This is a genomic window from Nonomuraea sp. NPDC050643 (assembly GCF_040654715.1).
Lineage (GTDB): Bacteria > Actinomycetota > Actinomycetes > Streptosporangiales > Streptosporangiaceae > Nonomuraea.
On sequence record NZ_JBFAIM010000053.1, the window covers coordinates 43,243 to 55,344 of the forward strand.

Consider the following 12,102-nt stretch of genomic DNA (forward strand, 5'->3'; position numbering starts at 1 on the left):
GGAATTCTTGCAGACGTAAGATAACTTGCGGATGTAAGCAAACTTGGAGAGCTGACACCATGACGAAGACTCTCGGACTCATCGGCACCGGCATGATCGGCAGCGCGCTGGCCCGCCTCGCGGTCGCCGCCGGCCTGGACGTCGTCCTGAGCAACTCCCGTGGCCCCGACACCCTCGCCGGCCTCGTGACCGAGCTCGGCGCACAAGCCCGCGCGGCCACACCCGCCGAGGCCGCCGAAGCGGGCGACCTGGTGGTGGCGACCGTTCCGCTGCGCGCCTACGATCGGCTGCCCGCCGCCGCTCTGGCGGGCAGGACCGTGATCGACACGATGAACTACTATCCCGAGCGCGACGGCCGCATCGCCGAGCTGGACGCGGGCGAGCTGACCTCCAGCGCCCTGGTCCAGCGGCACCTGGCCGGCTCACGGGTGGTCAAGGCGTTCAACAACATCGACTTCCACCGCCTGTTCACCCACGCCCGGCCCGCGGGCGCGCCCGACCGCAGCGCCCTGCCCGTCGCCGGTGACGACCCGGCCGCCAAGGCCGACGTGGCCGCGTTGCTGGACGCCCTCGGCTACGACACGGTGGACACCGGCACCCTGGCCGAGAGCTGGCGCAGTGAGCCCGGCACGCCGGTGTACGTCCAGCCCTACTTCCCCGCACGTCCGCCCGAAGGGCTCGGCGGGGAGGAGGCGTACCGGTGGTTCCTGGAGACGCCGGGCGTCGCGGTGCCCGCCGGCCGGGTCCGGGCGCTGATCGACGACGCCGTACGCGGAAGCGCGGGCGGGCGGCTTCCCTGAGAACGAGTCCCGCCGGGACGGGGACCAGGCGCCCTCCCCCCCTGAAGAAGCGCCTGGTCGTGGGCTCAGGCGGTGCGCTTGGCCCAGAAGTGCCCGCCGATCGGCCCGAACAGCGACAGCGGCGCCTGCGCCGACTGGCTCTGCCCCAGGTGCCGCAGGGTGGCGACGTTCTTGGTCGGCAGGGTGCCGCCAGGACCCGCCACCGCGGTGGGGTGGAACCACTTCTGGCTGTCGGTGTTGTTGCAGGTGGCCACGATCACTTCCACGGTGTTCTTGGCGGTCAGGCAGAGCGGGGAGCCGCTCTCCAGACTGGCCCGCAGCGTGTAGATGAAGGCCGCCTGACCGCCGCCCGAGGAGGAGGTGGCCGTCTGCGCCCACTGACCGAACCTGCTGTTGCTGTCGGGCCGCAGCACGACGAAGGAGCCGTTGAGGTTCGCCGCCGCGGTCATGACCAGCTTGGAGGCGTTACCCCGGTACTCGAGCTCCTTGAAGGTCTCGGCCTGCGCCGGCGAGGCGAGCGCGGCGCCGATCCCGGCCACGCACAAGGCGGTGGCCAGTACGGCGATACGTCTCGGGCTTCGTGATCTGAACATCTGTCCCCCTGAGGAAGGCGACCCGCCGAATTGCGGGCCTCAGGAAGTAGACCTGCCGAGGGGCCGTCCGGTCGGCGCACAAGTACGCACTGCGCCGGTAATCCCGGATACACCTGACAGGTCCCGGGGTCAGTGTGAGGGGAGGAGATCCATGCCGTCGGGGAGCCCCGTGACCGTGGTGGCGCCGTCGCGGGAGACGTTGACCTCGACGTCGTTTCCGCCCACGTTGAGCCCGCCGAAGCTCAGCGCGCCGAGCGGGGCGCCGGGCAGCGGGCGGAGGAGCGCCTGGCCGGCGGGGAGGTCGGGGTAGAGGCCGAGGGCGGCGTGGGCGATGGTGACGGCGGCGGCGGCGGACCAGGCCTGGGGGCGGCAGGCGGCCGGATAGGCGACGGGGCGGAGCACCTCGTCCTGGGCGTCGCCCGCGTACAGCTCGGGCAGGCGGTAGTCGAAGGTCTCCGCGGCGGCGAGGAGGCCGTCGGCGAGGACGGCGGCCTCCTTGGCGAAGCCCTCGCGGGCCAGGCCCGCGATCACGATGGCGGTGTCGTGGGGCCAGATGGAGCCGCAGTGGTACGACAGCGGGCTGAACCCGTCCGCACCGGCCGACATCGTCCGCAGCCCGAAGCCCTCCGCCATGTCCGGCCCGGCGAGGAGGGAGGCGATCTGGGCGGATTCGTCCGCCGAGAGCAGCCCGGAGCCGAGGAGGTGGCCGATGTTGCTGGTGAGGGAGTCCACCGGGCGTTTGTCGCGGTCGAGGGCGAGCGCGGGGAAGCGTCCATGGGGGCCGTCCACCCAGAACGCGGCGCGGAAGCGGGTGGCCAGGCTCCCGGCGTACGCGCGCCACCGGTCGGCGCCCGGCCGGTCGAAGGCGTCCAGGAGGGCGGCCGCGTCGAGGGCCGCCCGGCAGGCGTAGCCCTGCACCTCGGCCAGCGCGATCGGCGGCTCGGCCAGGCGGCCGTCGTGGAAGCGGACGGCGTCGCCGGAGTCCTTCCAGCCCTGGTTGGCCAGCCCCCGGCCGCCGGCGTCGATGTACTCGAGGAACCCGTCACCGTCGGGGTCGGCGTGGTCGGCGAGCCAGCCGAGGGCCGCCTCCAGGTGCGGCAGCAGCGGCTCGACCTCGGCGGCCGGCAGGCCCCAGCGCCAGGCGTCGTGCAGGAGGCTGATCCAGAGCGGGGTGGCGTCGATGGTGCCGTAGTAGGCGGCGGGCAGGCGCCGGTCCTCCCCGCCGAGCGGGAACGCCTCGCGGCGCAGCTCGTGCATGATCTTGCCGGGCGCCTCGCCGGTGTCCGGGTCCAGGCGCGTGCCCTGGTGGCGGGCGAGCACGCGCAGGGTGCTCCCGGCCAGCCGGGTGCCGAGGGGGAGCAGCATGCGGGCGGCCCAGATGCTGTCGCGCCCGAACAACGTCAGGAACCACGGCACGCCCGCGCCGAGGAAGGTGTCGCCGGGTGCGCCCGGCTCGGCCAGGCGCAGCGAGCGCAGGTCGGCCAGCGACCGGTCGAGCAGCCGGGTGATGCGGCGGTCGTCCGCCTGGACGCGCGGCGCGTTCCACTCGGGCGGGCCGGCGGCCGGCACGACCACGGCGGCCGGGTCGTCCACCGCGACCGCCCACCTCAGCGTCGTACGCCCGCGCGGCGGCAGCGCGACCTCCCAGCTCAGCCGCGGGCTCTTGCCGGCCTTGAGCGCGGCGCCCGGCGCGGTGACGTCGACGCGGATCCGCTCGGAGCGCCAGGACAGCCGCTCCTCGCCGGACGGGTCGGCCGCCATGGCGACCCCGGTGGCCCGCCCCGACTTGACCGTCTCGATGGGGGCGAAGTCGCAGGCCAGCTCGATGGCGACGGTGGCGCTCACGGGCACGGAGGCGGTGGAGACGATCTCCACGCTCTCCTCCATCCCGTACGGCGTCAGCTCGCGCACCCGGGTCAGGCGGACCGTGGGATCGGCGCTGCCGCGGTCGCCGAGCCGGCGGGCCAGGGAGACGAACCGCGAGCGTCCCGCCCCGGCCGCGGTGTGCCCGACGGCCTCGGGTTCCCGTTCGTCGACCAGGAGCCGGGCCAGCGACAGCACGCGGCGGTCGGCGCGGAAGAGCCCCTGCACACCGGCCTCGCGGATCTGCCCGTCGGCGCCGCTGAGCGCGCTGGCGGGCGCCAGGACCGTACTGACGAGATCGTGCAGCAAGGGCTGTAGCACTACGACTCCCTCTTGACAGGAACGTGTCGGCGGTGCATCTTTCGTAACACTCCGCACATTTTTGAACGATCTAATCTTGCCTTACGGAACTTTGAACGTTCAAGCCCTAAGAAGGGTGCTCCATGGCCGAAAAGGTGACAATCATGGACGTGGCCCGGGCCGCGGGCGTGTCACGGCAGACCGTGTCGAACGCGCTCAACAGCCCCGAGGTCGTCCGCGACGAGACCCGCCGCCACGTCCTGGAGGTCATCGAACGCCTCGGTTACCGGGCCAACCAGGCCGCCCGCCAGATGCGCACCGGCCGCTCCCGCCTGATCGCCATCCGCATCGACCCCGGCGGCGACGGCATCAGCGGCTCGGTGCTGGACACGTTCCTGCACGGGCTGACCGAGACCGCGGCCAGGGCCGGGTACCGGGTCATGCTCTACACCGCCGCCGACGACCGTACGGAGATCGCGACCTTCGAGGAGCTGCTCGGCTCGTTCGAGCCGGACGCGTTCGTGCTGACGGCCACCCACCACGACGACATGCGCGCGTCGTGGCTGCTGGAGCGGCGGCTGCCGTTCGTGGCGTTCGGCCGCCCGTGGAGCGAACTGCCGGACGCCCGCCACCCGTGGGTGGACGTGGACGGCGCCGCGGGCACCGAGGCGGCCACCCGCCACCTGCTGGCCACCGGCCACCGGCGGATCGGCTTCGTCGGCTGGCCGCCCGGATCCGGTGTGGGCGACGACCGGCGCGCCGGATGGGCGCGCGCGATCGCGGCGCGCGACCTGCCCGCCGACGCCCTGAGCAGGGCCGTCGAGGACGGCATCGAGAACGGCGACCGCGCCGCCCGCGACCTGATCGAGGCCGACCCCGGCGTCACCGCCCTGGTGTGCGCGAGTGACTCCCTGGCGCTCGGCGCCCTCAACGCGGCCGGCTCCTCCGGCCGGCCCGTCGCCGTGACCGGCTTCGACGACACGCCCGTCGCCCGGGCGGTCGGCCTGACCAGTGTCCACCAGCCGCTCGGTGAGGCCGCGGCCGCCTGCGTCAATCTGCTGGCCCGCGCCCTCAACGGCCCCGACGACCCCGGCCGCGAGACCGAAGGGCACGTGCTCCTGCAGCCGTCCCTGATGGTCAGACGGTCGGGATGACCTCCCGCCCCCACGCGAGAACAGGACCCCAAGATGAAGAGAACCCGCAGGGCCGCCGCGCTGGGCAGCCTCGCCTGCGCCTGCATGCTCCTCGTCGCCGGCTGCGGCAAGGGCTTCGACGACGCCCCCGCCCAGTCCGCCCCGCAGACCTCGGGACCCGCCCGGCTCGAGATCCTCATCGGCTCCTCCGGCGAGCCCGAGACCGCCGCCGTCAAGCAGGCGGCGGAGGCGTGGGCCTCCGCCTCCGGCGCCACGGCGACGGTGACCCCGGCCCAGGAGCTGCAGCAACAGCTCGGCCAGGCGTTCGCCGGTGACGACCCGCCGGACGTCTTCTACGTGGACGCCGTGCGCTTCGCCGACTACGCCAGCGTCGGCGCCCTCGAACCGTACGCGGACAAGATCAGCCGGCCGGACGACTTCTATCCGAGCCTGCGCACCGCCTTCACCTACAACGGCAGGTTCTACTGCGCGCCCAAGGACTTCTCCACCCTCGCCCTGATCGTCAACCAGGACCTGTGGTCGAAGGCCGGGCTGAGCGACGCCGACGTGCCCACCACGTGGGAGCAGCTCACATCGGTCGGCGAGAAGCTCAAGGCGAAGGGCATCACCCCGCTGGCGCTCGGGGACACCCGCGACCGCATCGGCGCGTTCATGGTGCAGGCCGGCGGCTGGATCACCAGCCCCGACGGCAAGCAGGCCACCGCCGACAGCCCGCAGAACCTGGCGGCGCTCGACTACGTCCGGACCCTGCTGAACGGTGAGCTGGCCCGCTTCCCGAGCCAGCTCGACGCGGGCTGGGGCGGCGAGGCGTTCGGCAAGGGCAAGGTCGCCATGACCATCGAGGGCAACTGGATCAAGGGAGCGCTCAAGGCCGACTTCCCCGACGTCAGGTACGCCGCGTACGAGCTGCCCGCCGGCCCCAAGGGCAAGGGCACGCTGTCGTTCACCACGTGCTGGGGGATCTCGGCCAAGAGCCCGTACAAGGAGCAGGCGATCGCGTTCGTCGAGGCGATGGTCAAGGCCGACCAGCAGATGGCCTTCGCCAAGGCGTTCGGCGTCATGCCGTCGCGGCAGTCGGCCAAGAGCGCCTACACCACCGCGTTCCCCGCCGACGCCCCCTTCGTCAACGGCGCCGAGTACGCCCAGGGGCCGGTCAACGCGCCCAAGATGGACAGCGTGCTGGCCGACTTCGACACCGGCCTGCAGAAGCTCACCTCGCAGACCCCGAAGACGCTGCTGCAGCGGGTGCAGAAGAACACCCAGGCCGCGCTCGGCACGTCATGACCGGGCGCAGGCCCGGCGCCGCGCGCGAAGCCCTGGCCGGCTGGCTGTTCGTGGCCCCGGTCGTGCTGATCCTGGGGCTGTTCATGCTGGCGCCGATCCTCATGGCCATGTGGGTGAGCCTGACGGACTGGAACGGGCAGGGCAGTCCGTTCCAGTCCGGCGTCCCGTACGTGGGGCTGGACAACTACACCCGCCTGTTCACCGAGGACGGGCTCGCGCGGCAGGACTTCATGACCAGCGTGCGCAACAACGTCTACTACGTGGCCATCGTGGTGCCCGTACAGACGGTGCTGGCGCTGGGCCTCGCCCTGATCGTCAACGCCCGGCTGCTGAGAGGGAAGACGTTCTTCCGCGCGGCGTTCTTCTTCCCGTCGGTGACCAGCTCCGTCGCCATCAGCGTGGTGTTCCTGTTCGTGTTCGCCAACTCGGGGGTGGTCAACGGGCTGCTGGCGCTGTTCGGCGTGGACGGGCCGCAGTGGTTCGCCGACTCGCGGGGCGTGCTGCACCTGGCGATGGGCGCGGTGGGGCTGGTCGACCCGGCCGCCCCGCCGGACGCGCTGACAGGCGGCGGGCCGTTCGGGCTGTCGTGGTGGGAGTGGCTGTCCGGGCCCAGCGTCGCCATGACGACGATCATCGTGCTCGTCGTGTGGACGACGTCGGGGACGTTCATGCTCATGTTCCTGGCGGCGCTGCAGGACGTGCCGGTGTCGCTGGAGGAGGCCGCCATGCTCGACGGGGCCGGCCGGTGGAACGTGTTCCGCCACGTGACGCTGCCGCTGCTGCGGCCGACCCTGTTCCTGGTGCTGACGCTCGGGCTGATCGCGACGTGGCAGGTCTTCGACCAGATCTACGTGATGAGCCAGGGCAATCCGGCCAAGACCACGCTCACCCCGGCGTTCCTGTCGTACCAGACCGCGTTCCGCACCTTCGAGTACGGCTCCGGCACGGCCATCTCGTTCGTGCTGTTCGCCATCATCGTGCTGCTCACCCTGGTCCAGCGGTGGGTCATGAGAGATCGGATCGGGAGGCGCCCGGCATGACCCGCGACCCGCGCACCGGCGCCCGCGCGCTGGCCTCGACGTTCACCGGCTACTTCATCCTGGTCTTCTTCGCGCTGGTGTTCCTGTACCCGTTCGTCATCCAGATCGGGACCTCCTTCAAGACCGAGCCGAACGCGGCGGCCAACCCCCTGTCACCGATCCCCGACCCCGTCACCCTCGCCGGATACGAGCGGGTGTTCGCCGGCACCGACCTGCCGCTGTGGCTGGGCAACTCGGCGCTGGTGACGATCGTGGTCACGGTCCTGCGGGTGCTGCTGGACTCCATGGCCAGCTACGCGCTGGCCCGGCTGCGCTTCGGCGGCCGGCGGGCGCTGTTCGCGGCGATCGTGGCGATCATGGCGGTGCCCGGCGTGGTGCTGTTCATCCCGAAGTTCCTGGTGCTGAACCAGCTCGGCCTGTACGACAGCTACACCGCGCTCATCCTGCCGGTGATCGTGGACGCGGCCGGGGTGTTCATCATGAAGCAGTTCTTCGAGTCGATCCCGCCCACCGTGGAGGAGGCCGCGCGGGTGGACGGGGCCGGGGTGTTCCGCACGTTCTGGTCCGTGGTGCTGCCGATGTCCAGACCCGCGCTGATCACGCTCACCATCATCTCCTTCCAGGGCACCTGGAACGAGTTCCCGCACAGCCTGGTCGCGGTGCAGGACCCCGCGCTGTTCACGCTGCCGCGCGGGCTGGCCGACCTGGTGAGCGGGTCGCTGGGCAAGGGCACCCAGTATCCGCTCAAGCTGGGCGCGGCCGTGCTGGCGACCGTACCGGTGGCGGTGGTGTTCGTGGTGTTCCAGCGGTACTTCGTACGCGGGGCCAACGAGGGCGCGGAGAAGGGGTGAGGCGCTTCCTGCTCAGGTCGGGTGGCGGCTGTGCCGGTGGGCGATGAGGGCGATGCTCGTGAGCAGGACCAGGGCCGCCGCCACCGCGGGTACGGGGCCGACGGTCAGATGCAGCGCGGCACCGGCCAGCGCACCGAGGAACATCGCCACGATGGAGACGAACCGCCGAAAGGCCGCCCGCCCCGGCACGTCGGCGGCCAGGCCGGTCAGAGTGGTGGTGAGGACGTTGGTGGTCAGATCGGGCACCGCCAGGCCGCGTACGGACGCGTTCTGCAGGCCCATGCCGCACCCGAGCAGCCCGATGAGCGCCGCCCGCGCCCCCGCCCCCTCGTGGCCCGCCAGCAGGGCCACGACGAGGGCGGCCGCGACGAGGGCCGCGTGCACGGTGGTGGCGGCGGCGAACGCGCGCCGCGCCTCCCCCATGCGCCTGGTCACCTGGCCGGCACTCCACGCGCCGGTGACGAACGACGCCAGTGCCAGGGGCGACGCCCATTTCGACAGGTAGGGGTCGCCGGCCAGGGCGAACCCGAGGAAGACGATGTTGCCGGTCATGTTGGCGACGAAGACGCGGCCCAGCCCGAGGTAGCTGACGGCGTCCACAAGGCCGGTCACCAGGGCCAGCGGGATCAGCAGCGCGGGCAGGACACCGTGGGGGTCCGTGCCGTGGGGGTTTGCGTCGTGCGGGTTCGTGCTGCGTGGGTTCGTGTTACGCGGGAACAACCCGTCGGCGATCCACCGCGACCAGCCCTTCACGGGCCCTCCGCGACGCGCGCCCCAGATCGCCGGTGCGGCGGCGGGACCATGCTCGTGCGGCGAGGGCGAGGGGCGTTTTCGGTGGGTGGGTTCACGTTCGCCCCGCGAGGCCGTGGGGCGGCTCGGTCGCTGGATGCGCGCTCGGCAGGGCGTGATCTCATGCCGGGTTTCGGGGCAGGTTCCTGGCCAGTGCGGCGAGGCGGGTGGCTCGCGGTGGAGGGTAGGGCTCCGCGGCGCGACGTTCGCCCGAGGCGAGCCGGTAGGGCACGAGCGTGACCATCACCCCGGCGATCAGCAGCAGCCGCTCCCGCAGGCGCGCGGCCAGCCGGTTGTGCAGGACGTGCTCCCACCAGTGGCCGATCACGTACTCGACGATGTAGACGGTCACGATCTCGCCGGGGTGCCGGTCCAGCCGCTCGCGTACGTGCTGGAGCACCGGCCCCACGGTCGTCCGGTACGGCGAGTCGATCAGCGTGAGCGCCACGCCCGGGGCATAGTGCTCCCAGCCGTCGCGCAGCTCCCGGGTCACCTCCTCGTCGATGCACACGTGGACCGCCTCCAGGCCGGCCGGGCGGGTGGCGGCGGCGTACGCCACGGCCTGGAGGGCGGGGCTGCTCAGCCGGGACACCAGCACCATGGCGTGGCCCCCGGCCGGGCGGGCCAGGGGCGCGGCCGGGCGGGTCGCCTCCCGTACCCGGTCATAGTGCCGCCGGATGCCCTTCATGAGCAGGAACAGCGTGGGCATGGCCAGGCACACGATCCACGCCCCGTTGAGGAACTTGGTGACCAGGACGATCACCAGCACCACGGCGGTCACGACCGCTCCGACCGCGTTGATCGCCTGGCGGCGCCGTACGCCCGGCGAGAACGGCCGGCCGGTCCGCTGCCAGTGCCGCACCATGCCGGCCTGGCTGAGCGTGAACGATATGAAGACGCCGATGATGTAGAGCTGGATCAGGCGTGAGCTGTTGGCGTCGAAGGCGATGAGCAGGATCGCCGCGGCCGTGGCGAGCAGCAGGATCCCGTTGCTGAAGACCAGGCGGTCGCCGCGCTTGTGGAGCTGCCTGGACAGGTAGGAGTCCGCGGACAGGATCGAGGCCAGCATGGGGAACCCGTTGTAGGCGGTGTTGGCCGCCATGATCAGGATGGCCGCGGTGGTGGCCTGGAGGAAGGCGTACAGGAGGCCGCCGCCGAAGACGGCGTCGCCGATCTGGGCGAGCGCGGTGGGCTCGACGTAGTTCGCCGGCGTCCCGGCGAGCCGGCCGGGATGATCGGGGTCGGTCATCCGTACGCCCGTGAACAGCGCCAGCACCGTGATGCCGGAGAACATGGTGATCGACAGGACTCCCATGATCGCCAGCGTGTTCGCCGCGTTCCTGCTCTTGGGCGGCCGGAACGCGGGGACGCCGTTGCTGACGGCCTCCACGCCCGTGAGCGCCGTGCAGCCCGAGGCGAACGCCCGCAGCACCAGGAAGATCGCCACCACGCCGACGGGCTGGTAGAGCGGGTCGACGGCGAAGTCCGCACTGACGGCGCGCGGCCGGTCCCCGGTGGCCAGCCGCCACGCCGCGACCAGGAACAGCAGGTAGACGGCGGCGATGAAGGCATAGGTGGGTACGGCGAACCCGCGCCCCGACTCCCGCGTGCCGCGCAGGTTGATCAGGGTGAGGAGCACGACGAAGGCCACGCCCAGGGCCGCGGACCAGCCCTCCATCGCCGGGACGTACGAGGTGATCGCGTCGACGCCGGCGGCGACGGACACGGCCACCGTCAGCACGTAGTCGACCAGCAGCGCGCTCGCCGCGACCAGGCTGGCGTCGACCCCCAGGTTCTCCCGGCTGACGATGTACGCGCCGCCGCCGTTGGGGTAGGCGTAGCAGGTCTGCCGGTAGGACACGATGATGATGACCAGCATGACCACGATGGCGGCCGCGATCCAGCCGGTGACGTGCAGCAGGGCCAGGCCGCCGAGGGTGAGGGCCATGATGATCTGCTCGGTCGCGTACGCCACCGACGAGATCGGGTCGCTGCAGAAGACGGGCAGCGCGAGCCGTTTGGGGAGGAGTTCCCTGCCCAGGCTTCCGGTCCGGAGCGGCCGGCCGACCAGGACCCGCTTCGCCCACTCCCTCACGGGGCGGCGGTCATGTGCATCACCGCCTCCTTTCGATCACACAGCGTAATCGAGGTACACCGGCCCACCACCCGCGACATGCGGCCACCCACGCCCCAAGCTCCAACGACCCCCCTAAACACCTCCCACCACAGCCGAGCCAGCCCCCGCCCCCGCCGCCCAGAAGCCCCCCGCACCACCGCCACAGCGACTCGCGCCACCAGGAAGCCGCCTCCGCCATCGGTAAGGCGACTTGCACCGTCGGGAGGCCGCCCGCCCCTCCGGTACGCCGACTCGCGCCTCCGATATGGCGGCCCACGCTGCCCGGCACGTCGACCGCGCCATCGGTAGGGGCCGCGCGCCGCCGATACGGCTGCCCGTGCCGCGGGGAGCCGGCCGCGCCGCTGGTGTGCCCGACCTCGCGGCGCCGGGCGGGCGGTCGCGTGGTCGGGCGGCTCCGCGCGCCCCTGCGGCGCGGGGCTCGGCGCCGGCGGCGCGGGGCCTTCAGCCCCTGGGGCCGTAGAGGGCGCCCAGGACGAGCATGGCGATGATGGCGACGAGCCACATGATGGCTCGCCGGGTGGGCGGCGGGCCGCTGCGCAGCAGGGCGATGCCCATGGGGACCAACGCGATGCAGAGGCCGCCCACCGCGATGAAGGACTGCGGGATCTGGGTGCCTTTGAGCGTCCCGAGCGCGAGCATCGACATCAGGCCGAGCGCGACCGAGCGGCCCAGCCCCAGGGCGCCGGAGCGGTAGGCGGCGATGGCCAGCACGACCCAGCCGTAGAAGGCCGGTCCCGACAGCGTCCTGAACGGGTGCCAGCGCGTGTCCCGCCACGCCAGGTAATAGTCGTCAATGCCGTTGATCATCGCTTGCAGGCCGAAGCTGTCGGTCAGGTGAAAGGCCAGGTGGTCCGTACCGAATTGGAAGGTCCGGGTGAACAGGCCGACGATCACCAGGCAGCCGCCCCACAGTCCCCACAGCGGGCTGGTGGCGACGATCCGCTGGGCCAGCGTCATGATCGCCGGCCACAGCAGGATGACCCCGCAGGCGAAGCAGGCGTAGGCGGCGGTCAGGAGGGTGGGGTGCCGGGTGTAGGTGGCGAGCTGGTCAGGGAAGAAGTAGTGGAACGGGGAGCGCAGGAGAAGCCCGGTCATGAGCAGGGCGGGGCCGCAGATCAGCCCGATGGCGCTCATCCACCGCCCGGGGAACGGGTGGTGCCGGTCCAGGTTGGCCGTGGCGTTGGCGGCGAGCCGCCCGGCGTCGGCCTGCCGCCATCGTGTGATTCGCCCGCGAAGATCAACGTTCATGTGGTCCTACCCGTCTCGTTCGTGTCGGCGCGTCCCGGCGTGA

General features: G+C 72.0%; 10 protein-coding genes. 5 read left to right on the plus strand and 5 right to left on the minus strand.

Annotated elements, in window-relative coordinates:
• Positions 1-59: 59 nt before the first annotated feature.
• The gene (locus tag AB0I15_RS46740) at positions 60-800 is read left to right on the plus strand and encodes an NAD(P)-binding domain-containing protein (protein WP_358111808.1); all 741 of its coding nucleotides are present in this window, start codon (positions 60-62) and stop codon (positions 798-800) included.
• Between the two features lie 65 nt (positions 801-865).
• On the opposite strand, the gene AB0I15_RS46745 is transcribed toward AB0I15_RS46740, so the two are convergent.
• Positions 866-1,393, minus strand: a complete 528-nt coding sequence (locus AB0I15_RS46745) for an RICIN domain-containing protein (RefSeq protein ID WP_358111811.1) — start codon at positions 1,391-1,393, stop codon at positions 866-868.
• Positions 1,394-1,522: 129 nt separating this feature from the next.
• Positions 1,523-3,577, minus strand: coding sequence for a glycogen debranching N-terminal domain-containing protein (locus AB0I15_RS46750; protein WP_358111814.1), 2,055 nt, complete (start codon positions 3,575-3,577; stop codon positions 1,523-1,525).
• A gap of 143 nt (positions 3,578-3,720) precedes the next feature.
• Between AB0I15_RS46750 and AB0I15_RS46755 the strand changes: the two genes are divergently transcribed.
• The 4 genes from AB0I15_RS46755 to AB0I15_RS46770 are packed head-to-tail and all read left to right on the plus strand — an operon-like array spanning position 3,721 to position 7,885.
• Complete coding sequence (locus AB0I15_RS46755) at positions 3,721-4,710, plus strand: LacI family DNA-binding transcriptional regulator (protein WP_358111817.1); 990 nt, start codon at positions 3,721-3,723, stop codon at positions 4,708-4,710.
• A 33-nt stretch (positions 4,711-4,743) separates the two neighbouring features.
• Positions 4,744-5,994, plus strand: coding sequence for an extracellular solute-binding protein (locus AB0I15_RS46760; RefSeq protein WP_358111820.1), 1,251 nt, complete (start codon positions 4,744-4,746; stop codon positions 5,992-5,994).
• Entirely contained in the window at positions 5,991-7,034 is a 1,044-nt protein-coding gene (locus tag AB0I15_RS46765) for a sugar ABC transporter permease (protein WP_358111823.1), read from the plus strand. The genes AB0I15_RS46760 and AB0I15_RS46765 overlap by 4 nt, the downstream gene beginning before the upstream one ends.
• Positions 7,031-7,885: a carbohydrate ABC transporter permease gene (locus AB0I15_RS46770; protein WP_358111826.1), complete on the plus strand. Its 855-nt coding sequence runs from the start codon at positions 7,031-7,033 to the stop codon at positions 7,883-7,885. Before AB0I15_RS46765 ends, AB0I15_RS46770 begins: the two co-directional genes overlap by 4 nt.
• A gap of 12 nt (positions 7,886-7,897) precedes the next feature.
• Here AB0I15_RS46770 and AB0I15_RS46775 read toward each other — a convergent pair whose 3' ends face one another.
• The 3 genes from AB0I15_RS46775 to AB0I15_RS46785 form a co-directional block, all read right to left on the minus strand.
• On the minus strand, positions 7,898-8,638 hold the full coding sequence (locus tag AB0I15_RS46775; RefSeq protein ID WP_358111829.1) for a YoaK family protein: 741 nt from the start codon (positions 8,636-8,638) through the stop codon (positions 7,898-7,900).
• Positions 8,639-8,795: 157 nt separating this feature from the next.
• The gene (locus AB0I15_RS46780; RefSeq protein ID WP_358111831.1) at positions 8,796-10,769 is read right to left on the minus strand and encodes an APC family permease; all 1,974 of its coding nucleotides are present in this window, start codon (positions 10,767-10,769) and stop codon (positions 8,796-8,798) included.
• Positions 10,770-11,252: 483 nt separating this feature from the next.
• On the minus strand, positions 11,253-12,059 hold the full coding sequence (locus AB0I15_RS46785; RefSeq protein WP_358111834.1) for a hypothetical protein: 807 nt from the start codon (positions 12,057-12,059) through the stop codon (positions 11,253-11,255).
• Positions 12,060-12,102: the final 43 nt, after the last annotated feature.

What these genes read in the sequence shown, in the direction of transcription:
- AB0I15_RS46740 (WP_358111808.1), top strand. Translation starts at nt 60, where the DNA reads ATGACGAAGACTCTCGGACTCATCGGCACCGGCATGATCGGCAGCGCG.
- AB0I15_RS46760 (WP_358111820.1), top strand. Translation starts at nt 4,744, where the DNA reads ATGAAGAGAACCCGCAGGGCCGCCGCGCTGGGCAGCCTCGCCTGCGCC.
- AB0I15_RS46745 (WP_358111811.1), bottom strand. Translation starts at nt 1,393, where the DNA reads ATGTTCAGATCACGAAGCCCGAGACGTATCGCCGTACTGGCCACCGCC.
- AB0I15_RS46755 (WP_358111817.1), top strand. Translation starts at nt 3,721, where the DNA reads ATGGACGTGGCCCGGGCCGCGGGCGTGTCACGGCAGACCGTGTCGAAC.
- AB0I15_RS46770 (WP_358111826.1), top strand. Translation starts at nt 7,031, where the DNA reads ATGACCCGCGACCCGCGCACCGGCGCCCGCGCGCTGGCCTCGACGTTC.
- AB0I15_RS46785 (WP_358111834.1), bottom strand. Translation starts at nt 12,059, where the DNA reads ATGAACGTTGATCTTCGCGGGCGAATCACACGATGGCGGCAGGCCGAC.
- AB0I15_RS46765 (WP_358111823.1), top strand. Translation starts at nt 5,991, where the DNA reads ATGACCGGGCGCAGGCCCGGCGCCGCGCGCGAAGCCCTGGCCGGCTGG.